This is a genomic window from Bradyrhizobium sp. STM 3561 (assembly GCF_045571455.1).
Lineage (GTDB): Bacteria > Pseudomonadota > Alphaproteobacteria > Rhizobiales > Xanthobacteraceae > Bradyrhizobium > Bradyrhizobium vignae.
On record NZ_CP120695.1, the window covers coordinates 5,719,945 to 5,743,561 of the forward strand.

Below are 23,617 nucleotides of genomic sequence, written 5' to 3' on the forward strand. Positions count from 1 at the left end.
CTCCTAATTGTAGTAGCGCGGTCCGCGGATGTTGGCATGCAGGATCGGCGCATCGTCCGCGGAGCGCTGGTGAGCGGGACGCCGATCGAGATTGTTGGCGAGGATCGACTTGACCGAGCCATAGGTGCGCGCGCCGATGTCGATCGCCCGCGCAGCCGCCGCGTCCAGCCGTTCGCGCCCATAGGAGGCGGCGAGCCTGAGGATGCCGAGGCAGGCGCGGAAGCCTTGTTCGGGGTGCGAGCGCTCGTCGAGAATGAGGTCGCACAATGCGCTGGTTGCCGGCCCGATCGCGGCGGCGTCCTGACGGATACGCCCGATAGTCCAGCCGGCGTAGCGCCGATGGCTGGAGGCCATGTGCTCCGGCACGGTGGTGTGCTTGTGATTGCCACTCATGCGCTGATGCGCGGCAATCCGCTCGCCCTTGTGGAAGATCTCGACGGTGCGGGCGGTGAACCGCACCTCGACCTCGGCACGCGCGAAGCGATGCGGAACGCTGTAATAATGCTTCTCCACCTCGACGTGGTAGTCGAGGCTGACGCGGCGGATCCGCCACTCGGCGAGCACGTAGGGGCTCGCCGGCAACGGCTTGAGCGCCGGCCGGTCGATCTCCTCGAGCAGCCGGCGGCGCGTCACGCCGAGCCGCCGGATCGGCCGCTCCTCGTTGAGCCTGGTGAGCAACTCGCCGATCGCTGCGTTGACCTCGGCGAGGCTGTAGAAGACGCGGTGGCGCAGGCGGCCGAGCAGCCAGCGCTCGATGATGAGGACGGCCTGCTCGACCTTGGCCTTGTCGCGCGGCTTGCGAGGTCGCGCCGGCAAGACGGCCGTGCCGTAATGCGAGGCCATCTCCGCATAGGTGCGATTGATCTGCGGGTCGTAGAGGCTCGCCTTGATGACTGCGACTTTGGTGTTGTCAGGCACCAAGAGCGCCGGGACGCCGCTGATCGCCGCGAAGGCGCCAACATGGGCGCTGATCCAGTCGGCAAGCCCCTGCGTCCACGTCGCCTGCGCGTAGGTGAAGCTCGAGGCGCCGAGCACGGCGACGAAGATCTGCGCCGTCCTCCGCTCGCCGGTGAGGCGGTCGACCACCACCGGCACGCCGTCGCCCGCGTAGTCGACGAACAGCTTGTCGCCGGCCGCGTGCGCCTGGCGCATCGTCACCGACAGGCGCCCCTCCCAGGCGCGGTAAAGCTCGCAGAAGCGCGAGTACCGGTATCCGCCGGGCTCGGCGCCGATGTACTCCTCCCACAGGATCGACAGCGTCACGTGCTTGCGCTTGAGCTCGCGGTGCACCGCCGCCCAGTCGGGCTCGGCGATGCGGCGATGACCCTGCCGGTTACCGTTGCCGGTCTTGGCGAACAGGCGGGCCTCCAGGGCCGCGTCCGTGAGTTCGTCGGGCAACGGCCAGCTCAGGCCTGCGGCCTCGAACCGCCGGATGGTCAGTCGCACCGTCGAGGGCGCCGCGCCCAACCGCCGAGCAATCTCGCGGCTCGGCAGCCCAGCCGCCTTCATCCTGATCACATCGCGCACACGGCGCATCGCAAGCCTCTCCGTCGGCATCCAGGGTCCCCCTTCGCAAAGCCGAAAGGTTGACCCTATGGGAGCCAGAAGAGGTCTCGTCACCCCGGGTTCGCTCTTGCGATACCCGGGCGACATCATCCCGGAATGGTGGGCGACATCATCTCGGAACGGGTGGGCGACTTCAAATCGGAATGGTGGGCGAGATCATCTCGGATTCCTGGGCGACATCGATCGGAATCCGCAATCAAGATCGAGCGGCCGGGCGGCGGCGATTTCTGCCGGGACTACGATCATGTGATGAACGGCATGTCGAGCCAGTTCGTCTGGACCAATCGTTCCAAGCAAAGCCTCGCCATCGACATCAAGAGCGAGAGCGGCCGCAAGGTGCTCGACGCCCTGCTGCCGCGGGCGGATGTGTTCATCCAGAATCTCGCGCCTGGTGCTGCGGAGCGGCTCGACCTCGATGCCGCATCGCTCGTGCGAAGATTTCCGCGCCTCATCGCCTGCGACGTCTCGGGCTATGGCAGCGGCGGCCCCTACAGCAACAAGAAGGCCTATGATCTGCTGGTCCAGTGCGAGGCCGGCGTGCTCGCCGTCAACGGCACCGAGGCGGAGCCGGCCAAGGTGGGGCTTTCCGTGGTCGATATCGCCACGGGGATGTACATTCTCAACGGCGTGCTGATGGCGCTGTATCGCCGGGAGCGAACCGGCAAGGGCACGGCCTTCCAGGCCTCGCTGTTCGATTCCATCACGGACTGGATGAGCTATCCCGCCTTCTACACGATGAGTACCGGCCGGCCGCTGCCGCGCACCGGCGCGAAGCATGCGACGATCGCGCCCTACGGCCCGTTCCGCGTGGGTGACGGCACCACGATCTTCTTCGGCATCCAGAACGACCGGGAATGGCGGTCGCTGTGCCGGTGCTTGGCGACGCCGGCTTCGCCGACCATCCGAGCTTCCGCACCAATCCGCTGCGCATGCAGAACCGCGACGATCTGCAGGCGCATATCGAGCAGCGTTTTGCCGCGATGACCAGCGAGGAGGTGCTGCGGCTGCTCGATGAAGCCGCGATCGCCAACGCGCATCTGAACTCGGTCGAGGCCTTCCTGCAGCATGAGCAACTCCATGCGCGCTCGCGGGTGCAGAGCGTGGGATCGCCCTGCGGGCCGGTGATGAGCTTCCTGCCCGCCCTCACCATTCCCGACGTAGCGCCGCGGATGGACCCGGTGCCTGATGTCGGTCAGCACAACGAAGCCATCCTCAGCGAGCTCGGTCTCGCAAAGGAAACGTGACGATGGTCTCGCTGCGACCAACGCGGGCGTACCTGGCCGTCCCCGCGCACCGCTCCCGTCTCGTCGCCAAAGGGCCAGGAGCCGACCTCCGTCTGAGCGACCCGGCGAAATGGGCGAAACCGGCGGTTGCCAACGGTACCCTCGAGGCGCACGCTGACCGCGACAGCCACGCTTCTCGAGCCCCCCAAATGATTGGTTTCATGCAATCTCCCTGCGACGCCAACGTTATCCGGGTGACACCAGCTTTTGACGCGGCACCGTCGCAAAGACGCAAGCGGCTGACGCTGGCGGCGACCATATTCGGGTCGAGCATGGCATTGGTCGATGGGTCTGTCGTAAATATCGCCCTGCCGACGATTCAGCACGTCCTGCATGCAAGCGTGGCCGCGACCCAATGGATCGTTAATGCTTACCTGCTGCTGCTAAGCGCTACGGTGCTGGTTGGAGGGGCGGCTGCCGATCTTTACGGCCGTCGACGCATCTTTGTTTTCGGCATTACGATATTCACCTTGGCCTCTATTACGTGCGGCCTGTCCCCCAACATCACGGTGCTAGTCGCAAGCCGCGCAATTCAAGGGGTTGGCGCCGCGTTCCTCATCCCGGCGAGCCTCGCGATGTTGGGAGCGACTTTTGACGAGCACGAGCGCAATCATGCGATCGGAGTATGGGCTGGTGTCGGCGCGCTGACCGCCGCCGTCGGCCCGGTATTGGGCGGCTGGCTCGTCGATCAGGTGTCGTGGCGCGCGATTTTTCTGCTCAATGTGCCGCTGGCGGCCGTCGCGGCGGGACTTGCGAGCTTCGCAGGCGAAAGCCGAAATGACAGCGCAAAATCGTTGGACTGGACCGGAGCGGCCACCATCGCCGCCGCTCTCGCCTCGATCACCTGGGGGCTTAACGCCATTCCGGCCTCGGGATTTTCTGACAGAACCGTAGTCGGCGCGCTCGGATCGGGATTTCTATTGCTCTTGTTATTTCTCGCAATCGAAGCCCGGCTCGGCGCACGAGCAATGATGCCGCTATCGCTGTACGGTTCGCGCAGTTTTGCCGCAGCCAACGCATTGACGCTGTTGCTTTATTTTGCGCTAGGCGGTGCGCTGTATTATCTGCCGTTTGGCTTGATCCGGCTCGGCGGCTACTCCGCGACACAGGCCGGTGCAGCACTGCTTCCATTTGCTCTCATCATGGGTTTCGGCGCGCAATTCGCCGGCATGCTTTCCGACCGTTTCGGGCCGCAGCAGTCGCTCACCTTCGGGCCCGTCATCGCAGGCTGCGGTCTGGCGCTGCTGGCTTTTGCCGATTTCCGACAATCCTACTGGGCCGGAGCGTTTCCGGCGATCTGCGTATTTGGCATCGGTATGACCATCACGGTCCCGCCGCTGACGTCGATGGTAATGTCGTCGGTGGGTGACGCCCACGCAGGACTCGCTTCGGGCGTCAACAACGCGGTCGCCCGGGTGGCAGGTCTCTTTGCAGTCGCGGCGCTTGGCGCCGTTTTGTTTGCCAGCTTTTCGTATCATCTTGCCGGTGCGCCGCGGGCACAAGCCAACGAAGCGCTGAATGCAATACTGGCCGGACAAGCCGGCATCACCGAAGCCGCAACGGCCGCGTTCGAACGCGCGCTACGCATAGTGTTGCAAGTGGCGGCGCTCTGCTCCTTGCTGGGCGGCATTCTTCTTCGGTTTTGGATCCGACCGATTGGATCGCAAGCGGCGCGTTGAAAGCGAACACCAAGGCAGATCCGAGTCGGGCGGCGCCTACCGTCGATGGGACGAGCAGCCCCGCCGGCATAGCATAGTGGCTCGACGTCGCGCTTAAGGTGCTCTGCCTGAACAACGGGAAGGCTGGTGAACTTCACCTCTTCCTGTTGAGAGGGCGGGGCCGAAGGGGGTGACCAATCGGACATTCGAGCGCGGCACGATCCCAGCCTCCGAGATCCGCTGCCGCACGATAGGTGCTTTCCAGAAACGACATGAGCGTCCCCTCTGGATCGCTTGACTTCCTCACAATGTCGTAGGCCAGGAGATATTCTCCGAGCTTCCGATCGAAATATGCGCCCGTCGGCAAAATCTGTTCGTCGGCAAAGCCGTTCGGAGTGGGATAGGCATAGGAGTAGAAAGCCGCAAAGTCTGTGCCGCCTCCGCCCGGCCAGAAGCCGGCGGATGAGACTTCATCACTGTACGCCTCGCGCGTCACTTCATCAGGTAAACCCGGTACGCCCCCCGGGTGAAGCGGAGCAGGACGTCCGGAGAAGCGCGTCACCGCGAGATCGAAGCTGCCCCAAAAGAGATGGACTGGACTGACCTTTCCGGTGAAGCCCGTCCGAAACCGATGAAAAACACCGTCGATTGCAACCAGGGCCCTGAAGAACCGCGTGGCGGCGTCTGCATCATAGGGGCGGATCTGACGGTCGTCCTGAAAAGCGATTGGATCAGGGACTTCATTGGGCCGGCCGTCGAATTCCGGTGTGCCGCCGAGACGTCCCACCAGCTCACAGAACCTGGTGTGGAAGTCGGCAACGGACATCGGCCCGAGCGCCATTTCAACCCTGCGCCCGTCAGAGGCCTCTGCGATCACGATATGGCGGGAGAGATCGAAGGTGATCTCGATACCTGAGGCGTCTGGAACCAGTGAAGTCGTGAGCCCGCGAGCATTCACGTAGAAAGTCGCGTGCCATGAATGGTTGATCCACGGCGTCCTCGCGAGCCGATACTTGCCGGCAACTTGGCAATACAAATGAAGCGCAGAACAGGTTTCGCGCCATGTCTCGAAGGGGATTTCCGGCCAGATCGCGCTCATGGGGTTTCCTCCTTTGTGCTTGGTCGCCCGGACGAGGCGCTCGTATCGTTATTTCACATATGAGCCTTGACGATGGCGCGTCGCCAAGTTCGTTGAGGTCCGGCCATTTTCCCGAGGCTATCGGCGGTCCGGTTCCTTGCACGCCACGTCCGGTCTGCACTTAAGAGCCGACGCTTGGACGAGCGTCGCGTTAGTCAGCCTCGGGCCATGTGTGGACGGCTCCGGGTTGGCAAGAAGAATCTTCACGTCGCAGCATTGGTCGGAGCAGCCATGTGTTCGGCCTGTTTGCGCGGCTCTCATGACCGCTGGCCATAATGCCCTCCGCGGATCAGGTCCCTATCACAAGCACGCATTCGAAGATGCCTTGGCCCATTGTGGGTTGTCCTGATCGCCGGATCGACCGGCACTGCATTACGTGCTGTTCGTCCTCCCAACCGTTACGCCACGCCGGCTGGCCGGTGTGATCTCATTCACGCCGCGAGAGCGGCAGGTTCCCTATAGCGTTCGTTCCTTGCCATCATCGCCCATGCCATCCTGGCGAGCTTGTTGGCGAGCGCGATGGCAGCGACCTTGGTGGGGCGCCGCGCCAACAATCCAGTGAGCCAGGGCCTGTGACCGCTGCCGTGGATCTTGGCATAGCGGATCACGGCGAGTGCGCCTGCCGTGAACAGGCTGCGCAAATAGCGATCGCCTTGCTTGCTGATACTGCCAAGCTTGTCCTTGCCCCCGCTCGAGTTCTGCTTCGGCACGAGCCCGATCCAGGCCGAGAAGTCCCGTCCCGATCGGAAGGCGTTGGCATCGGCAACGCTCGCGACCAACGCTGTTGCCAGCGCCGGCCCGACGCCGGGGATCGCGTCCAGCCGTTTGCTCGTCGCGTTCAATCGATGCCAGCTGATGATACGTCGGTCGAACTCTAGGATTTGGGCCTTCAATGCCCGCAATTGGCTGCCGAGAGCCGCAAGACACGCGCGGGCTACCTCTGGGAGCCGGTGGTCGGCTGTATCGGCGACGACTTCCAGCAGTTGCTCGACACCCCTGCGCCCGACAGGAGCGACAATCCCGAACTCGGCAAGATAGGCGCGGATTGAATTGATGACGGCAGTCTGCTGGCGGATGAAGAGATGGCGCGCTCGATGAAGCATCAGACAGCTCTGTTGCTCGACCGTCTTGGTCGGCACGAATCGCATGTTGGGTCTCGTGACCGCCTCGCAGATCGCCTCCGCGTCGGTGCTGTCGTTCTTTTGCCGCTTGACGTAGGGCTTCACATAGGCTGGAGGCATCAACCGCACCGTATGTCCCAACGCCTGCAGCTCGCGGGACCAATGGTGCGATGACGCGCAAGCCTCGATCCCCACCACGCAAGGCGGCAGCTTCTGGAAAAATGCCAGGACGTGTCGGCGCCGCAACTGACGGCGTATGACCACCTGGCCGGCTGCATCAACACCATGCACTTGAAAGACCGACTTCGCGATATCCAGACCGATTGTCGAAATTGACTGCATAGGCTCCTCCTCCGAATCGTGGGAGCCTCAAAACGGCGCCCACTCCTTGGCACTCTCGTGCCCGTGGAGGAGCCGTCCACAGCATCACAAGCGGACATGGCGGCCTAGTTTGAACTTGAAGGTGGCCTAGTTTGAGTTGAAGAACGATTGGACCTGATCCACAACGCCATGGGCAGAGCAACCGTCAGAGCTAGTGCGGGCACACCAATCGTCACCACAGCAAAAACCGCCGGGTTGGTGGTGCCGAACAGGTACATAACGAGTATTACCAGTCGATCACGACCAAGCCGATCAAACGGCCTTTCATTGCTGTGCTCATTTTGCTCCGCCCAGGCCAGCTTTGAACACCGGGCACGCCCAATGGTAGGTTGCGCAGCATCGGTCGATCAACCGAAAAGATCGGCGTGCTAAACGATGAATGAAACGGGTTGTGATTTCCGCGTTGGGTCAAAAGACTGCCCTCGGCAGCCAGCATGCCCTTGGTCGGGTCACCTCTCGGAAGCGGACATTGCCGCGCAGGTCAGTCACGGGCCAGAAGGAGACTTTCGGTGGTGCTAACGACCTACGAGGCAAAATCAGGCTGCGTGGTGCGCGCCGCCAAAGCGGGGTTCAATCCGTGGGCTGCGGGCCGTCGTAGCCTTCGATCACGATGATGTCGATGTCCACGGCGCCGGCGCGCAGTTCCCTCGCCTTGGTGTATTCAGGTGAGCGGTAGCAGGCGAGCGCGGTTTCGTAGTCCTTGAACTCGATCACGATGTTACGCTCGCGCGACTTGCCCTCCACCGCCTCGAAGGTGCCGCCGCGCACCCGGAATTTCGCACCGTATTTGCGGAGCACCGCCGTGAGGGCGGGGCCGTAGGCTTTGGTGTATTCGGGTTTGATCACATCGATGCGCCCGATCCAATACGCGTTCGGCATGTTGTCCTCCTCATCTTTGCATTCTCAAGTCAAAAGGGGCCACTGGCGGTTGAATTGCCCGCCGTGCCGATGGTTCCGTTGGGTTGACGATACCGTTGGGCTTGAGGGTAGTGGCCCGGCGGGTGGACCGTCGAGGTCCGTTCAGGGGCAAAATGCGAAGTATTCAGGTTGAGCAAATCTGGCCCGCTCTGGAGTTGTGAGCGGACCTCCGGCAGACACAGCGCAACTCCGCAGATGGGCCGTGTGTGGACGGCTCCGGCGCAGCGAAGATGTGCCCATGTAACGATGTGGCTCGACGTCAGAGTCGCCCCTCGAGCCGCCCGATGTCTTCAGATTTCAAAATGTTCACGCACCAACAAGATCGTCGGGCTTGGTGGAGGCAACGGTCACGTGCGACTCGTTAGCAATTTGATGCCGGCAAAGCAGAAGAAGGTGCCCAGCGCTAAGTCGATTGAGCGGCGCGCCCTCCGGTAAATGAGCACGATGCGCTCGGTGGAGAAGGCGAGCGCATAGAGAAGGTGGCCAACGACGGAGAGAAACGTCGTACCCGCAATGATCACCGCAATCACCCACCAGGGTGGATCGGCCTGGAGGCCGAGCGACATGAGTGCGATCCATGCCAAGGCGGCTTTTGGATTCGTCATCTGCGCGATCAGTCCGCGCATGAAGAACGGAAAGGCCGATTGCGGCCCAAGGTGATCCCGGGTCTCGATCGGTCTTGGACAAGCGGCCGATCGAAAAGCCCTGAAACCGAGCCACAAGAGATAGAGACCCCCGATGATCTTGATGAAGACGAGAGTTGAGGCATACGCGGCCACCAGCGCCGTCAGAGCAGCGCCCGTCAGCAAGCCCCAAAACAACGACCCGATCGAGACCCCGAGTGCCACCGCGCCGAACGCATTATCGAGTGAGCCACCAAGTCGGCTCAGGGTCAAAAGCGCCGTTCTGACCAGCGGTCGGGTGCTTCCGGTTTACCCCCGACTCCGGACATCTCGCCGCGACGCGCTAACGGAAGCGATGGGCCATGTGTGGACGGCTCCGGGTTGGCAAGAAGAATCTTCACGTCGCAGCATTGGTCGGAGCAGCCATGTGTTCGGCCTGTTTGCGCGGCTCTCATGACCGCTGGCCATAATGCCCTCCGCGGATCAGGTCCCTATCACAAGCACGCATTCGAAGATGCCTTGGCCCATTGTGGGTTGTCCTGATCGCCGGATCGACCGGCACTGCATTACGTGCTGTTCGTCCTCCCAACCGTTACGCCACGCCGGCTGGCCGGTGTGATCTCATTCACGCCGCGAGAGCGGCAGGTTCCCTATAGCGTTCGTTCCTTGCCATCATCGCCCATGCCATCCTGGCGAGCTTGTTGGCGAGCGCGATGGCAGCGACCTTGGTGGGGCGCCGCGCCAACAATCCAGTGAGCCAGGGCCTGTGACCGCTGCCGTGGATCTTGGCATAGCGGATCACGGCGAGTGCGCCTGCCGTGAACAGGCTGCGCAAATAGCGATCGCCTTGCTTGCTGATACTGCCAAGCTTGTCCTTGCCCCCGCTCGAGTTCTGCTTCGGCACGAGCCCGATCCAGGCCGAGAAGTCCCGTCCCGATCGGAAGGCGTTGGCATCGGCAACGCTCGCGACCAACGCTGTTGCCAGCGCCGGCCCGACGCCGGGGATCGCGTCCAGCCGTTTGCTCGTCGCGTTCAATCGATGCCAGCTGATGATACGTCGGTCGAACTCTAGGATTTGGGCCTTCAATGCCCGCAATTGGCTGCCGAGAGCCGCAAGACACGCGCGGGCTACCTCTGGGAGCCGGTGGTCGGCTGTATCGGCGACGACTTCCAGCAGTTGCTCGACACCCCTGCGCCCGACAGGAGCGACAATCCCGAACTCGGCAAGATAGGCGCGGATTGAATTGATGACGGCAGTCTGCTGGCGGATGAAGAGATGGCGCGCTCGATGAAGCATCAGACAGCTCTGTTGCTCGACCGTCTTGGTCGGCACGAATCGCATGTTGGGTCTCGTGACCGCCTCGCAGATCGCCTCCGCGTCGGTGCTGTCGTTCTTTTGCCGCTTGACGTAGGGCTTCACATAGGCTGGAGGCATCAACCGCACCGTATGTCCCAACGCCTGCAGCTCGCGGGACCAATGGTGCGATGACGCGCAAGCCTCGATCCCCACCACGCAAGGCGGCAGCTTCTGGAAAAATGCCAGGACGTGTCGGCGCCGCAACTGACGGCGTATGACCACCTGGCCGGCTGCATCAACACCATGCACTTGAAAGACCGACTTCGCGATATCCAGACCGATTGTCGAAATTGACTGCATAGGCTCCTCCTCCGAATCGTGGGAGCCTCAAAACGGCGCCCACTCCTTGGCACTCTCGTGCCCGTGGAGGAGCCGTCCACAGCATCACGAGCAGATCTTCGTGCGCACCTGTCACGAAGCCTGGTGCATCGAGTCGAGCTCGGCGATAAGGCGTGTCAGGTTTGCTACAGCCCGTGGACGGGCCTCGCGCAGACGCTCGAGGATACGTACTCCTTCGGGACTTGACCTTACGCCGGTGTCCGGAAAACCAGTGCCGGATAACCTATGCTGGTCGATCCAACGACGCAGCTCCTTATCGGCCCCCATCGCCGTTCATTTCGCAAAGTGTCCAGCATCGTGCTCAAATAATCTGCCGCGAGCTCTACTGACGGAATTGGCGCACATAAGTCATTCTTGATCGCGTCATCGCCATAAGATGCTTCCACATGCGCAATCAAGGCCGCACTCAAACTGAGACGTCCCGGGCGCACCTGCTGGCGCGTGATCTCTTCCGCATCAAAGACCGGAACCGACGGGCGTTTCCTGAATGCTTTCGCGGTACAATCGACATAAAGGTCGTCCGGCGCCGCTTCGACCTTGCCTCTCTCGAGAACTATGGCGTCGCGTCGGTGGACCGAACACTTTGCTGTGGACACTACCGGGATGGCCGGGGCGCTTGCCGATCAACAAGGGCTTCCCGGTCTCTTGGGACCTCACCCGCGCCCACTCTTCAGCCTTGGCTATGGCCTCATCGCGGCCCGCAGCTTGAATGATGCTGCGAGCATAGGTGTTGTCGTTGTCGCAAATATCGACAAGCACAGCGTCACTTTCGTCGTTCATCGTCCCCGCGTGATAGCTAATTGGTAGCTACGCGACCTTTTGAACCAACCCGATTTAGGCTGAGAACATTGGTACAGTTGGGTGGGCTCGAACCACCGACCTCCTGTTCCACAGACAGGCGCTCTAACCAACTGAGCTACAACTGCATCCTGGCGAGCCGCGCCTTGGGACGCCCTGATTGGGCCGGTCACCGAGGGGGCTGGACGGGGCGGAAACTAGGTGCAACGGGGGTTTTTGGCAAGGCCGCAATGGGGTGAAAAACCGGCGGAAATCACCTTCGGTGCGAGGAAATCGGACGCGGTGGCGGGCGTCGAGGGTTGCGCCCCCCTCTCTCGCTTGCGGCAGGGCAGCGCATATGACGCTGGCGCTTAGGGCGCTGAAGCTTCCACATCGTCATGGCCGGGCTTGTCCCGGCATGACGACCTTCCCGGATTCCTACATGTGCAAGCAGGAGAGGTGAAAAAAACCCGGGCCTTTCGGCCCGGGTTTCTTAGCTCAAACCGGCCTCACCGCTCAGGCGGCGGGCTGGTAGAACTTCGAGGCGCTCGCCTTGATCGGCTCGGCGGTCTCGGCGGCGACGCGCTGGGTGAGCTCGACCAGCTCCTTGGCCTGGGACTGGAAGGTCTCGAGCTGCTTGCGGGCGTGGCCGGTCCACAGCTCCAAGGCTTCCGACGGCGACTTGGCGCCGAACAGCTGCTGGGCGAAGTCGAGCTGGGCGTTGGAGTTGGCCTTCATGAACTCGACCAGCTTGGCGGTGTACTCGCTCGCGCCTTTGCTGGCGCAGGTGAACACGGCCTCGACGGTGCCGTTGTGGGTTTCGGCGGCGTCCTTGAACTTGGCGTAGTTCTCGCGGGCCTGCGCCGCGCCCTTCTCGGCGAACGCACGCATCTGCTCAGGAACCTCGAACGGGATGATCGAGGCAGAAAACGGATCAGTCGCACCTGTCATGTTGGTCCCTCACGCAAATTGAAAAAGTGGAGTGAGCCTTCTGGCGCGCCCGCCGGCCCCGATTGTGGACCCTGGCATTGAGCGGGAACGTAAGACTGGAAACGCGAAACAAACGAGATGGCTCGCCCAGCGCCCAGCACTATGGCTGCCTATCATGTCAACATTGTGCATCGCAATCGTCCTGAGGATGCGTTGCGAAATTAATCTCGTAGAGGGTGAAGTTCCAAGGCGGGGGAACCGCGGGTTGAGGTAGTGCGGTGCCTGCTTGGCCGCCTTTTGCCCACCGTTGGGGAGGAGGGTCGGCTCGCTACGGGTCAGCCATGCGAGGCGCGGCGGGCTGATCTGTCCACATGAGGATCGCCTGCGGGGAGAGACTGTCACCCCACCTCGGTTCGCTCTCCGTTTCGCTGCATGCGAACCGATCCTCCCCCTCCAGGCCCTCCAGAGGAGGATGGGCAGCTGCGATGCCGCGTGAAGGCACATCTCTTGGCAAGCCAGCCTGAAGACGCGAATCCCTTCGCGAATCCCTTGGATGAAGCTGGCTGCGGCTTGCGGGTCTGGGCGCATTAAGGTTATCGCCGCTTGGGGGGCTCTTGCGGGCTTGCGGCCGTGGACCTGCCCGCGCCTTCCGGGCGATACTAACCCTTTCTTAAGGCTGCCATTCCCGGCGGCCGCCCTGATGCGTGAGCGACAGCCGGCCTTATGACGCGTTCGGATTTCCAGTTGCGAGGGGTAGGCGATCCGCGGCTGGCCGTGCATGCGACCTCTCCTTTGCCGGCCTGGCTGTGGTCGATCGACGGCGCGCGCGTGCTGTGGGCCAATCCAGTCGGCGCAAGACTGTTCGGCGCGGCGAATAGCGCAGGCCTTGCGGACAAGGTGTTCGGCCCGGCGGATAGCCATCGCCGTCAGGTTATCAGGCTCGCGCACCAGCTGCCGGCGAACGGCGCGGTGCGGCTCGAGCGGCTGCGCGGCTTCGGCGCCCGGCTCGGCACACTGATGACCTGCGCCTGCGCGCGGCTCGACTTCGCCGATGGCGGCCATGCCGTGCTCATCACCGCGATGGACCCGACGCTGCGCCCGATGCCGCTGGTGGAGCGGCTGCATCGCCTCGTTGCGGGCGCCAATGTGCCGATGGCGGCGTTCGCGCCGGATGGATTGTTCGTCGGAGCGAGCGAGGCAGCCCGCTCCCTGCTCGGCTTTCGCGATCTCTTTGAGGCCGGCCTCGATCGGGCCCGCAGCGATGCGCTGACAACCGGCCGCGCCGCGACGCCGATCGGGATCGGCCAGATGGTGCTGCAGCGGGTCGGCACCGGGGCCGATGTCGGGCTGGTCGCGCTGATCGAGCCCGGTGCCGCGCACAAGGCGCCCGCAGCGGTCGCGCCGGAGAACACGACGAATGCCGTCGCCGAAGCGCCGGTTGAATCCGCACTGCGGGAGGCCGCGGTGACGGGCGAGCCGTCATCGCTGGAGGAGCCGGGCGGCATCGCATTGTTCGACGCCTTCGCGGAGCCGGTCGACGCAAACGAAACAGCCGAGCCGATGACGCCCGCGTCCGAACCGGCCGAAGCGGCCGTGGAGGCGCCGGTGCCCGACCAGAGGAGTGAGGCCGCGGCCAAAACTCCGGTTGAAAACCACTGCTCGGCCCTTGTGTCGGCGCAGGCTACGCCGATCACTGTCGGCATGGTCGAGCCGCCGTCGGGCCAAGGGGCCTCGGGCCAGCAAGAGCCGCCCGCACCGCGTCAGCATCCGCTGCGCTTCCTCTGGCAGTCGGATGCAGAGGGCCGCTTTGTGCTTCTCTCCGATGAATTCATCCGCCTGATCGGCGCGCGCACGGCCGCCGGCTTCGGCCGCCCCTGGCGCGAGATCGCCGAGCAATTCTCGCTCGATCCGGACGGGCGCGTGGCAAAGGCGCTCGAGAGCCACGACACCTGGGCCGGCATCACCGTGAGCTGGCCGGCCGATGGCGGCGAGCACATTCCGGTCGAGCTTGCGGGCCTGCCGGTCTACGATCGCGAGCACAACTTTGCGGGCTTCAAAGGATTCGGCGTCTGCCGCGATCTCGACGGCCTCAACCGGCTCGAGGCGCTCAGGCGCTTCGAGCCGCTCGGCGCGCCGCCGGCGCAGCAGGGCCGCTCCGCTGACGTCGTCGAACCTAAGCCCAAATCCGAAGCAGAGCCCGAAGCAGCGGCGGCGGCGCCGCCAGTCGAGCCACCCGAGCCGACAGCCGAGCCCGACCTGACAGAGCCCACAAGCGACGCGACTTCACACCCAACCGATCTGGACACGCCCGTGGAAACGCCTCCCAATGTCGTGCCGTTCCGCCCGCCCGGAGATACGCGCGCCCCGACGCTGACGCCGGTCGAGAACAGCGCGTTCAACGAGCTCGCTCGGCAATTGTCCGAGCGGCTCGAACGCGAGCGCGAGACCATCGCGGCGGATACGGCCGAGCCGGCGGCGGAGATCTCGGCCGAACCGCCGGAGCCGCTGCAGGCTGCAGCCGAATGGCTGGCCGAGCCGGCACCGCCGGCGAGCGGCGCCAGCGCGCGCGACCGCATGCTGCTCGACCTCCTGCCGACGGGCATCCTGATCTATCGGCTCGACCGCCTGCTCTACGCCAATCCCGCCTTCCTCGCGCGCATGGGCTATGCCAGCCTGAACGCGCTGGAGGATGCAGGCGGACTTGACGCGCTCTATGTCGAGCCTGGCGTGTCATCGGCGAGCAGCACCTCGCAAGGCGGCACGCCGGTTGCGATCAGCGCGACGGTCGCGAACGGGCAAGCGCCGCTGGCGACGACAAATGCGCATCTGCACACGATCGACTGGGACGGCGAGAGCGCGCATGCGCTGATCTGCGCAGGGCCGCAGGCGGCCCCCATCACCGCGGCGGCTGCCGTCACAGAGACCCTGGTGGCCGACTCCGTTGTCGCGGACTCCTACGCGGCGGACGTGGAGCCCGCGGCCGGCGATGCCGATGCCGAGGATCTCGCCGCCATCCTCGACACCACCGCCGAGGGCATCGTCATGTTCGATGCCGAAGGCAACATCCACGCCTGCAACCGCAGCGCGGAAGCGTTGTTCGGCTATGACGGGCAAGCGCTGCTCGAGCAGAATTTGCTGACGCTGTTCGCGCCCGAGAGCCAGCAGATCGTCGCCGACTATCTGGGAAGCCTGAAGAGCCAGGACATCTCCAGCCTGCTCGACCACGGCCGCGAGGTGCTGGGACGCGAGAAGAAGGGCGGCGTGATTCCGCTCGCCATGATCATGGGCCGCACGCGGCCGGACGGGCCGAACTTCTTCGCCGTGTTCCGCGACCTCTCGCAGAGCAAGAAGGGCGAGAGCGAATTGATCCAGGCCCGCCGCCTCGTCGACGGCGCAGCCAATGCCAAGGCCGACATGCTGGCGCGGATCAGCCACGAGATCCGCACGCCGCTCAACGCCATCATCGGCTTTGCCGAGGTGATGATCTCCGAACGCTTCGGCGCGCTCGGCAACGAGCGCTATGGTGAATACATGAAGGACATCCGCGCTTCCGGCGAGCGCGTCATCACCATCATCGACGATTTGCTGGAGCTGTCGCGGATCGAGACCGGCAAGCTCGATCTCAATTTCGCCAACCTCAATCTCAACGACCTGGTCGAGGCCTGCGTCACGGTGATGCAGCCGCAGGCCAATCGCGAGCGCATCATCATCCGCACCTCGCTCGGGCATGCGCTGCCGCAGGTGAACGCGGACGCGCGCGCGATGCGGCAGATCACCATGAACCTGATCTCGAACTCGATCCGGCTTGCGACCGCCGGCGGCCAGGTCATCGTCTCGACGGCACTCACCGACCGCGGCGAGATCGCGCTGCGCATCCGCGACACCGGCCACGGCCTCACCGAGCGCGAGGTCGCCGCCGCAATGGAGCCGTTCCGCACCCCGCCGCCCGGCGATGCCGCCGACAATTCCGCGCTCAGCCTGTCGCTGACGAAAGCGCTGGTCGAAGCCAACCGCGCCCGCTTCAACATCAAGAGCGCCGGTCATGGCACGCTGATCGAGGTCGTGTTCGCACCGGCGCTGGCGAAGACTTAGAGCGTGTCGCGCCCCCCGGCCTCTCGCTTCAGGAGAGGTGAAGCAAAGCTCCTGCGCAGGAGCTGGTTCCAGAACCGGGCTCTGCTGCGATCACCTATCGCTTCGCGGGCGGACCACTCTTGTTGCCCGGCATGCCCTTGACGTTCGAAGGGTCCTGCTCCTGGACCGAAAGATTTGGGGAGGCCGATCCGACTGTTCCCTTCTGGGCGGGCGGACCGCTCTTGTTGCCGGGTGCTCCCGCGATGCCCGCGCCTGAATTCTGCGCGCTCGGGGACGTGGCAACACCACTGTCGGCACGGTTGCGATCGCCCGGCATGGTTGCGGCCGTGCCCGGCTTATCCTGCTCTCCGACATATCCCGAAGCGCCGGAGTTTTCCGTTTTGATGCCCTTGTCCGCCTCACTCTGCATGTTCGGGTTCGGCGTTGTCTGCTGCGCGATCGCCGGCGCCGCCAGGAGCGGGATCGTCGTCAGGATTGCTGCCATTGTTGAGCGCATGAGCGTTCTCCTCCATCTGCCCCGTCGCGCATAACGCGCGGCCAGCCAAAGATTTCCTGCGCTCGACGAATAAGGCTTCGGTTGCAGACCAGCTTTGCGGCACGGTGGTTCAAACAAAAGGGCACGGCACTTGCCGTGCCGTGCCCTTTTCGTGTTCCTTGCGACGATCTCAGTGATAGATCTCGAACAGGCCGGCGCCGCCCTGGCCGCCGCCGATGCACATCGTCACCACGCCCCACTTGGCCTTGCGGCGCGCGCCTTCCTGCAGCAGATGGCCGGTGAGACGGGCGCCGGTCATGCCGAAGGGATGGCCGATCGCGATCGAGCCGCCGTTGACGTTGTACTTGGCGGGATCGATCTCGAGCTTGTCGCGGCAATATAGGCACTGGCTGGCGAAGGCCTCGTTGAGCTCCCACAGATCGATGTCGTCGATCTTCAGGCCGGTACGCTTCAAGAGCTTCGGAATCGCGAACACCGGGCCGATGCCCATCTCGTCGGGCTCGCAGCCGGCGGTCGCCCAGGCGACGAAGCGGCCGAGCGGCTTGAGGCCGCGCTTCTCGGCATCCTTGGCTTCCATCAGCACCACGGCGGCGGCGCCGTCCGAGAGCTGGCTGGCATTGCCGGCGGTAACGTACTTGCCCGGGCCCTTCACCGGCTCGAGTTTTGCCAACCCTTCCATCGTGGTGTCGGGCCGGTTGCACTCGTCGCGATCGACGACGTAGTCGACGATGCTCTCGGCCTTGGTCTGCTTGTCGACGACCTTCATCTTGGTCTTCATCGGGACGATCTCGTCCTTGAACTTGCCGGCCTGCTGCGCCGCGGCCATGCGGCGCTGCGATTCCAGCGAGTACTCGTCCTGGTATTCGCGGCTGAGCTTGTAGCGCTCGGCGACGATGTCGGCGGTGTCGATCATCGCCATGAAGATGTCGGGAGCGACCTTGAGCAGCTCAGGATCGATCGATTCCTTCGGCGAGCCGCCGCCCGGGATCGAGATGCTTTCGACGCCGCCGGCGACGATGCAGTCGGCCCCGTCGGAGCGGATCGAGTTGGCCGCCATCGCGATGGTCTGCAGACCCGAGGAGCAGAAGCGGTTCACCGAGACGCCGGCGGTGGTCTTCGGCAAGCCCGCAAGCAGCGCCGCCTGGCGGCCGATGTTCGGCGCGCCATGGGCGCAATTGCCGAGATAGCAGTCCTCGACATAGTCCTTCTCGACGCCGGCGCGGCTCACAGCATGCTTGATGGCGTGGGCCGCGAGCGACATCGGCGGTGTGATGTTGAACCCGCCGCGGCCGGATTTGGCGAGACCCGTGCGCGCATAGGAAACGATGACGGCTTCACGCATTGTTTTCTCCCTTTTCGAACGATTTGGAACGGAGCATAGCTACGAGGCGTTCTGGGCGCCATTGGTACACAGTTCGGCAGGCGCGGGGAAAATAAAAACGCCGCCTCCAGTGAGGGAGGCGGCGTTGTTCCGTGGGTCGGAATATATGGTGACGGGCGTGATTAATCTGGCTCTGTCGACTTGCCCTGTCACCTCTCCCTACGGGAGAGGTGAAAATCAGAACGACAGCGCCTTGACCTGCTTGACCTGCGGCAGGGCCTGCACCTTGGCGAGCACGTCGGCCGGCACGGCGCCGTCGACCTCGACCAGCGCAATGGCATCGCTGCCGGGCGCGACGCGGCCGAGATGGAAGGTGGCGATGTTGATCTTGGCATCGCCGAGCAGGCTTGCGAACTTGCCGATGAAGCCCGGCTTGTCCTCGTTGGTGATGTAGATCATCGACTTGCCGAACTCGGCATCGACGCGGATGCCCTTGACGTCGACGAGGCGTGGCTTGCCGTCGTGATAGACGGTGCCGGAGACCGAGCGCTCCTGGCGTTCGGTCGCGACGGTCACGGTGATCAGGCTCTCATAGTCGCTCTGGGCGGCGCGCACGATCTCGTCCACCACCATGCCGCGCTCCTTGGCGACGACCGGCGCCGAGACGACGTTGACCTCGCCCAGCATCGGCCGCAACAGGCCCGACAGCACCGCGGAGGTGATCGCCTTGATCTTCATCTCGGCGACATGGCCCTCATAGGTGATCTCGACCTTGAGGATGCCGGTCTCGGTGAGCTGGCCGGCGAAGGAGCCGAGCTTCTCGGCAAGCGCGATGAACGGCTTCAGCTTCGGAGCTTCTTCGGCCGTGATCGAGGGAAAGTTGACGGCATTCGAGATCGCGCCGGTCAGGAGATAATCCGACATCTGCTCGGCAACCTGGAGCGCAACGTTCTCCTGGGCTTCGGTGGTGGACGCGCCGAGATGCGGCGTGCAGATCACATTGGGATGGCCGAACAGCACGTTCCTGGTAGCGGGCTCCTCGACGAAGACGTCGAAGGCGGCGCCGGCGATATGCTTGGAGTTGAGCGCATCGACCACCGCCTGCTCGTCGACGAGACCGCCACGGGCGCAGTTGATCAGGCGGACGCCCTTCTTCATCTTGGCGATCGCAGCCGCATCGATGATGTTCTTGGTCTTCTCGGTCAGCGGCGTGTGTAACGTGATGAAATCGGCGCGCTTCAAGAGGTCGTCGAGCTCGACCTTCTCGACGCCGATGTCCTTGGCGCGCTCCGGCGACAGGAACGGATCGAACGCGATCACCTTCATGCGCAGGCCGAGCGCGCGGTCGGCGACGATCGAACCGATGTTGCCGCAACCGACGACGCCGAGCACCTTGCCGGTGATTTCGACGCCCATGAAGCGGTTCTTCTCCCACTTGCCGGCCTGGGTCGAGGCGTCCGCCTGCGGGATCTCGCGAGCCAGCGCCAGCATCAGGGTGATGGCGTGCTCGGCGGTCGTGATCGAATTGCCGAACGGCGTGTTCATCACGATGATGCCCTTGGCCGTGGCGGCGGGGATCTCGACGTTGTCGACGCCGATGCCGGCGCGGCCGATCACCTTCAGCCTGGTCGCCTTCTCGATGATCTTGGCGGTCGCCTTGGTCGCGGAGCGGATCGCAAGCCCGTCGTAATTGCCGATGATCTCGGCGAGCTTGTCCTTGTCCTTGCCGAGATTGGGCTGGAAGTCGACCTCGACGCCGCGGTCCTTGAAGATCTGCACGGCAGCGGGCGAGAGCGCGTCGGAAATGAGAACTTTGGGTATTGTCATGGGGATGATCCGTGGTGCGTGCTGCATTTACGGAATGTCATCCGCGGGCTCGACCCGCGGATCCATCATCGATTGATGGATGGCCGGGTCAAGCCCGGCCATGACGAAGATGGTTTGGTCAAGCCGCCTTTGCGAGCTGTGCCTTGGTCTCGGCAAAGGCCCAGTCGATCCACTGCGTCAGCAGCTCGACGTCCTTCGCCTCCACCGTGGCGCCGCACCAGATGCGCAGGCCCGCCGGCGCATCGCGGTAATAGGCGAAGTCGTAGCCGGCGCCTTCCTTCTCGACCAGCGCCACCAGCTTCTTGCAGAAGTCGGCCTGCGCGTCCGCCGGAAGCGAGGTGATCGCGGGATCGGTGAACTTCAGGCACACCGAGGTGTTGGAGCGGATCGCAGCGTCCTTGGCCAGGAAGTCGATCCACGGCGTCTTCGCCTTCCAGTCGGCGAGCACCTTGGTGTTGGCGTCGGCACGCGCGATCAGCGCCTTGAGGCCGCCGATCGACTTGGCCCAGTTCAGCGCGTCGAGATAATCCTCGACGCAGAGCATCGACGGCGTGTTGATGGTCTCGCCGACGAAGATGCCTTCGTTGAGCTTGCCGCTCTTGGTCAGGCGGAAGATTTTTGGCAGCGGCCAGGCCGGCTTGTAGGTCTCCAGCCTCTCAACGGCACGCGGCGAGAGGATCAGCATGCCGTGCGCGGCTTCGCCGCCGAGCGCCTTCTGCCAGGAGAAGGTAACGACGTCGAGCTTGGACCAGTCGAGAGCTTGCGCAAACGCAGCCGAGGTCGCGTCGCAGATGGTCAGGCCTTCGCGGCTCGCGCTGATCCAGTCGGCGTTCGGCACGCGCACGCCCGAGGTGGTGCCGTTCCAGGTGAAGACGACGTCGCTCTTGGGATCGACCTTGGAGAGATCAGGGATCTCGCCATAGCCCGCGTTGAGCTTGGTGACGTCCTTCAGCTTCAATTCCTTGACGATGTCGCTGACCCAGCCCTCGCCGAAGGATTCCCAGGCGAGCGTGGTGACGGGCCGCGCACCCAGCAGCGACCACAGCGCCATCTCGACCGCGCCGGTATCGGAGGCCGGCACGATGCCGATGCGGTAATCGGCGGGAACCTCGAGCACCTCGTGCGTCAGGTCGATGGCTAGCTTGAGCTTGGTCTTGCCGATCTTCGCGCGATGCGAGCGACCGAGCGCTGCGTCCTTGAGATTTTGGGCATTCCAGCCGGGGCGCTTGGCGCAGGGGCCGGAGGAGAAATGCGGCACAGTCGGCCGCGAAGCGGGCTTCGCTACAGTCATGATCTACCCTTCCAGATAGTAAGCCTCCCGTTGGGGGGAGGTGTCCCGCCGCGGCTGATACGGGAAACGTGAAGGGCAGTCAAGGAAGTTCCGGGGCCTCACGCGCCGGTGATGGCGTCTCGGGCACGGTATTTGGGATTCCACCACGGCCAGCGCATTCAGCATGTCCGTGGCATCGCTGATCAATTGCGCGGCCCTGCGACGGCTGCCGACCTTCAAAATGCATTTGTCATTGGCCTGCACGACGTAGTCGTTGCCGACCTTGATCATTGAATAGCTTGTCATCGAAATCCGCGAACCGACCGAGTTCGGTGTCAGAGGCTGCCGTAGCACCGTTCGTTCCCATGGGAACGTGAACGACCGCCGGGTAGTTTATCAGCTCTTAAGATGAACGAATGCGAGGCTCGATTTCGCTGATCGCACAGCGCTCGCGTCGCGCTGCCTCAAAAGCGGACAGTCATGCCGACGTGACTGGCGGTGAATCCCAGCCGTTTGTAGAAGCGCTGCGCATCGATTCGCGTCTGGTGCGTGAGCAGTTCGACCAGATTGCAGCCGCGCGCCTTTGCTTCCGTCACCGCCCATTGCACCAGCTGCTCGCCGATGCCGCGGCTGCGACAATCGGAGGCAACGCGAACGTCCTCGAGCAGGCCGCGCACGCCGCCTTGCGAGCTGATGCCCGGCAGGATCGCGAGTTGCAGGCAGCCGACCACCCTGCCCGCGCTCTCGGCAACCACGAGCGTCAGATTCGGATCGCGCTCGACGCGCGCGAATGCGTCGTAATAGGCGGCGGGCAACGGATTCTCCACGCGCTCGCGCGCGCGGCCGAGATGATCGTCGGCGAGCATCGCCACGATCGCGGCGACGTCCTCGCGGCGCGCGGGACGGATGCAGACGGCTTCGTCGTTCATGTCAGGCAACTCCGGATTCAGCGCACCGGCGAAAGGCCGAGAAACGCTTCGACTTCGCCGATCCAGCGGCGGACGGACGCATGACGGCCAAGATCGAAGCCGCCTTCATGCGCGAGGCGGGTATAGGCGAGCAGCGACACGTCGGCGAGCGAAACCTCATTGCCGGCGAACAAGCGGCTGGTGGAGAGATGCTGCTCCATGCGGTCCAGCGCCGCATAGCCGCGCTTGACCTTTTCAGGATCGAGCTCGGCGACGTCCTTGCCGAGATAGACGATGAGGAAACGGCACACCGCGATATAGGGCTCGTGGCTGTACTGTTCCCAGAACAGCCATTCGTCCATCTTCGCCGCAGCGAAGGGATCACGCGGAATGAGGACGCTGTCGCGGGCGAGATAGCGGATGATGGCGTTGGACTGTGCCAGCGTGCGGCCGTCGTCGAATGCGACGGTCGGCACCTGGCCGGCGCCGTTCATCTTCAGGAATTGCGGCGTGCGCGTCTCGCCCTTGCTCGTGTCGACCTCGATCCACTGGTAGGGCAGCGCGAGCTTGTCGCAGACCCACTTCACCTTCAGACAATTGCCGGAATTGCTATCGCCGTAGATCTTCATCGCTGCCGCCCCGCTATTGAGCGACAGAGCATCAGGACGAAGCGGCCGTGTCAACGACTACGACCGCCGGTCTAGAACTTGTAGCCGGCGCCCAAACGAAAATTGTTCAAGTTGACCGAGATATTCTTGGCGTTCGAGAACCCGACGTGTTCCCATTCGCCGCGCAGGATCACACAGTCGAGCAGCGCGTATTCGATGCCGATGCCCCCCGTCCAGCCATAGATGAAACTGTTCACGCGCCGCTCGGACTGCGTCATCAAAAAGGGGCCAGCGGTCGTGCGGCTCGCGGCGCCGGTGGTCGGGTCCGTAAAGTCGTCGTATTTCAGATACGACACTGTCGCAAACCTCGACACATCAGCACGTCCGATCGCAAGGCCGCCGAACGCATAAGGCATGAAGTCTCCACCGGACCATCCAACCCGACCTCGGAAGGTCACATAGTCCTTGAGCTGCAACGCAGCGCCGCCGCCGAGCGTCGTGTTGTAAGTATAGGTGTGATTCGGTGGCGCGGCTTCGCCGGGGATCAACCGCGTCATGGAATCGCTCGCCGTGCTCGCGAGATTGTTCATGTAACTGTAGTTCGCTTCAACGCCCATCACGGCGTCGTAGTATTGCCAATTCCGGCCGACAAAGGCACCGAATCCCGTCGTCTGGACGTGATTCTTCGGTAGCAGCGACCATCCGCCAACGGGAGCCTGCAGGATGCTGTCGCGCAACACGAAATCCGTCATCGATTTCGGAGCCCGGCTGAAGTCGATCTCGGTCGTGGCAAAGCCGAACTGACCACCGACGTAAAAGCCATCCCAATTGACGGAGGACTTCGACAGGCCGTCGGTGAAACCGCCGCGCAGGATCGGCAGGTCCGGCATGTCGGCCGCGTGCGCGGCAGACACCATCCCCAACATCGCCGCTGCCAACAAAAGCCTGCGCATCGCAACGCTCCAAATCGGACTCGAACTTTCGCTGATGATCATGGCTCGTTA

General features: G+C 63.7%; 18 protein-coding genes, 1 tRNA gene and 1 pseudogene. 3 read left to right on the forward strand and 17 right to left on the reverse strand.

Features of this window, described 5'->3' with window-relative positions; translation table 11 throughout:
- Positions 1–3: 3 nt before the first annotated feature.
- Positions 4–1,536: an IS21 family transposase gene (gene istA / locus P6U28_RS27080; protein WP_162500572.1), complete on the reverse strand. Its 1,533-nt coding sequence runs from the start codon at positions 1,534–1,536 to the stop codon at positions 4–6.
- 279 nt (positions 1,537–1,815) lie between these two features.
- On the opposite strand from istA, the pseudogene P6U28_RS27085 reads away from it, so the two are divergent.
- Positions 1,816–2,810, forward strand: a pseudogene (locus P6U28_RS27085) (CaiB/BaiF CoA transferase family protein).
- A gap of 188 nt (positions 2,811–2,998) precedes the next feature.
- Positions 2,999–4,528, forward strand: coding sequence for an MFS transporter (locus tag P6U28_RS27090; RefSeq protein ID WP_164936747.1), 1,530 nt, complete (start codon positions 2,999–3,001; stop codon positions 4,526–4,528).
- Positions 4,529–4,661: 133 nt separating this feature from the next.
- On the opposite strand, the gene P6U28_RS27095 is transcribed toward P6U28_RS27090, so the two are convergent.
- The 8 genes from P6U28_RS27095 to P6U28_RS27130 form a co-directional block, all read right to left on the reverse strand.
- Positions 4,662–5,606, reverse strand: coding sequence for a DUF5996 family protein (locus P6U28_RS27095; RefSeq protein ID WP_122401054.1), 945 nt, complete (start codon positions 5,604–5,606; stop codon positions 4,662–4,664).
- A 470-nt stretch (positions 5,607–6,076) separates the two neighbouring features.
- Positions 6,077–7,108 (reverse strand): IS110 family transposase, encoded by a 1,032-nt coding sequence (locus P6U28_RS27100; protein WP_407120260.1) that lies wholly within the window; start codon positions 7,106–7,108, stop codon positions 6,077–6,079.
- Positions 7,109–7,373: 265 nt separating this feature from the next.
- Positions 7,374–7,583 carry a hypothetical protein gene (locus P6U28_RS27105; protein WP_245163395.1) on the reverse strand — a complete coding sequence of 70 codons (210 nt, stop codon included), beginning with the start codon at positions 7,581–7,583 and terminating at the stop codon, positions 7,374–7,376.
- Positions 7,584–7,717: 134 nt separating this feature from the next.
- The gene (locus P6U28_RS27110) at positions 7,718–8,026 is read right to left on the reverse strand and encodes a DUF1330 domain-containing protein (RefSeq protein WP_129142538.1); all 309 of its coding nucleotides are present in this window, start codon (positions 8,024–8,026) and stop codon (positions 7,718–7,720) included.
- Between the two features lie 386 nt (positions 8,027–8,412).
- On the reverse strand, positions 8,413–8,961 hold the full coding sequence (locus tag P6U28_RS27115; RefSeq protein WP_164937309.1) for a LysE family transporter: 549 nt from the start codon (positions 8,959–8,961) through the stop codon (positions 8,413–8,415).
- A 352-nt stretch (positions 8,962–9,313) separates the two neighbouring features.
- Positions 9,314–10,345 (reverse strand): IS110 family transposase, encoded by a 1,032-nt coding sequence (locus P6U28_RS27120; protein ID WP_407120260.1) that lies wholly within the window; start codon positions 10,343–10,345, stop codon positions 9,314–9,316.
- A gap of 888 nt (positions 10,346–11,233) precedes the next feature.
- Positions 11,234–11,310: transfer RNA gene (locus tag P6U28_RS27125), tRNA-His, on the reverse strand.
- 367 nt (positions 11,311–11,677) lie between these two features.
- Positions 11,678–12,112: a phasin gene (locus tag P6U28_RS27130; RefSeq protein ID WP_122401052.1), complete on the reverse strand. Its 435-nt coding sequence runs from the start codon at positions 12,110–12,112 to the stop codon at positions 11,678–11,680.
- A gap of 702 nt (positions 12,113–12,814) precedes the next feature.
- Here P6U28_RS27130 and P6U28_RS27135 point away from each other — a divergent pair.
- Entirely contained in the window at positions 12,815–16,183 is a 3,369-nt protein-coding gene (locus tag P6U28_RS27135; RefSeq protein WP_407120261.1) for a PAS domain S-box protein, read from the forward strand.
- A gap of 94 nt (positions 16,184–16,277) precedes the next feature.
- Here the strand turns inward: P6U28_RS27135 and P6U28_RS27140 are convergent, their stop codons facing one another.
- The 8 genes from P6U28_RS27140 to P6U28_RS27175 form a co-directional block, all read right to left on the reverse strand.
- Positions 16,278–16,499, reverse strand: a complete 222-nt coding sequence (locus P6U28_RS27140; RefSeq protein ID WP_376707306.1) for a hypothetical protein — start codon at positions 16,497–16,499, stop codon at positions 16,278–16,280.
- Positions 16,500–16,848: 349 nt separating this feature from the next.
- The gene (locus P6U28_RS27145; protein ID WP_122401049.1) at positions 16,849–18,021 is read right to left on the reverse strand and encodes an acetyl-CoA C-acyltransferase; all 1,173 of its coding nucleotides are present in this window, start codon (positions 18,019–18,021) and stop codon (positions 16,849–16,851) included.
- A 216-nt stretch (positions 18,022–18,237) separates the two neighbouring features.
- Positions 18,238–19,827, reverse strand: coding sequence for a phosphoglycerate dehydrogenase (gene serA / locus P6U28_RS27150; RefSeq protein WP_122401048.1), 1,590 nt, complete (start codon positions 19,825–19,827; stop codon positions 18,238–18,240).
- A gap of 118 nt (positions 19,828–19,945) precedes the next feature.
- Positions 19,946–21,118, reverse strand: a complete 1,173-nt coding sequence (locus P6U28_RS27155; RefSeq protein WP_407120262.1) for a phosphoserine transaminase — start codon at positions 21,116–21,118, stop codon at positions 19,946–19,948.
- Between the two features lie 3 nt (positions 21,119–21,121).
- Positions 21,122–21,388 (reverse strand): hypothetical protein, encoded by a 267-nt coding sequence (locus P6U28_RS27160; RefSeq protein WP_407120263.1) that lies wholly within the window; start codon positions 21,386–21,388, stop codon positions 21,122–21,124.
- Between the two features lie 173 nt (positions 21,389–21,561).
- Positions 21,562–22,026 carry a GNAT family N-acetyltransferase gene (locus P6U28_RS27165; protein WP_122401045.1) on the reverse strand — a complete coding sequence of 155 codons (465 nt, stop codon included), beginning with the start codon at positions 22,024–22,026 and terminating at the stop codon, positions 21,562–21,564.
- A 17-nt stretch (positions 22,027–22,043) separates the two neighbouring features.
- The gene (locus P6U28_RS27170) at positions 22,044–22,634 is read right to left on the reverse strand and encodes a glutathione S-transferase family protein (RefSeq protein WP_122401044.1); all 591 of its coding nucleotides are present in this window, start codon (positions 22,632–22,634) and stop codon (positions 22,044–22,046) included.
- Positions 22,635–22,705: 71 nt separating this feature from the next.
- Positions 22,706–23,608 (reverse strand): outer membrane protein, encoded by a 903-nt coding sequence (locus tag P6U28_RS27175; protein ID WP_244607863.1) that lies wholly within the window; start codon positions 23,606–23,608, stop codon positions 22,706–22,708.
- Positions 23,609–23,617: the final 9 nt, after the last annotated feature.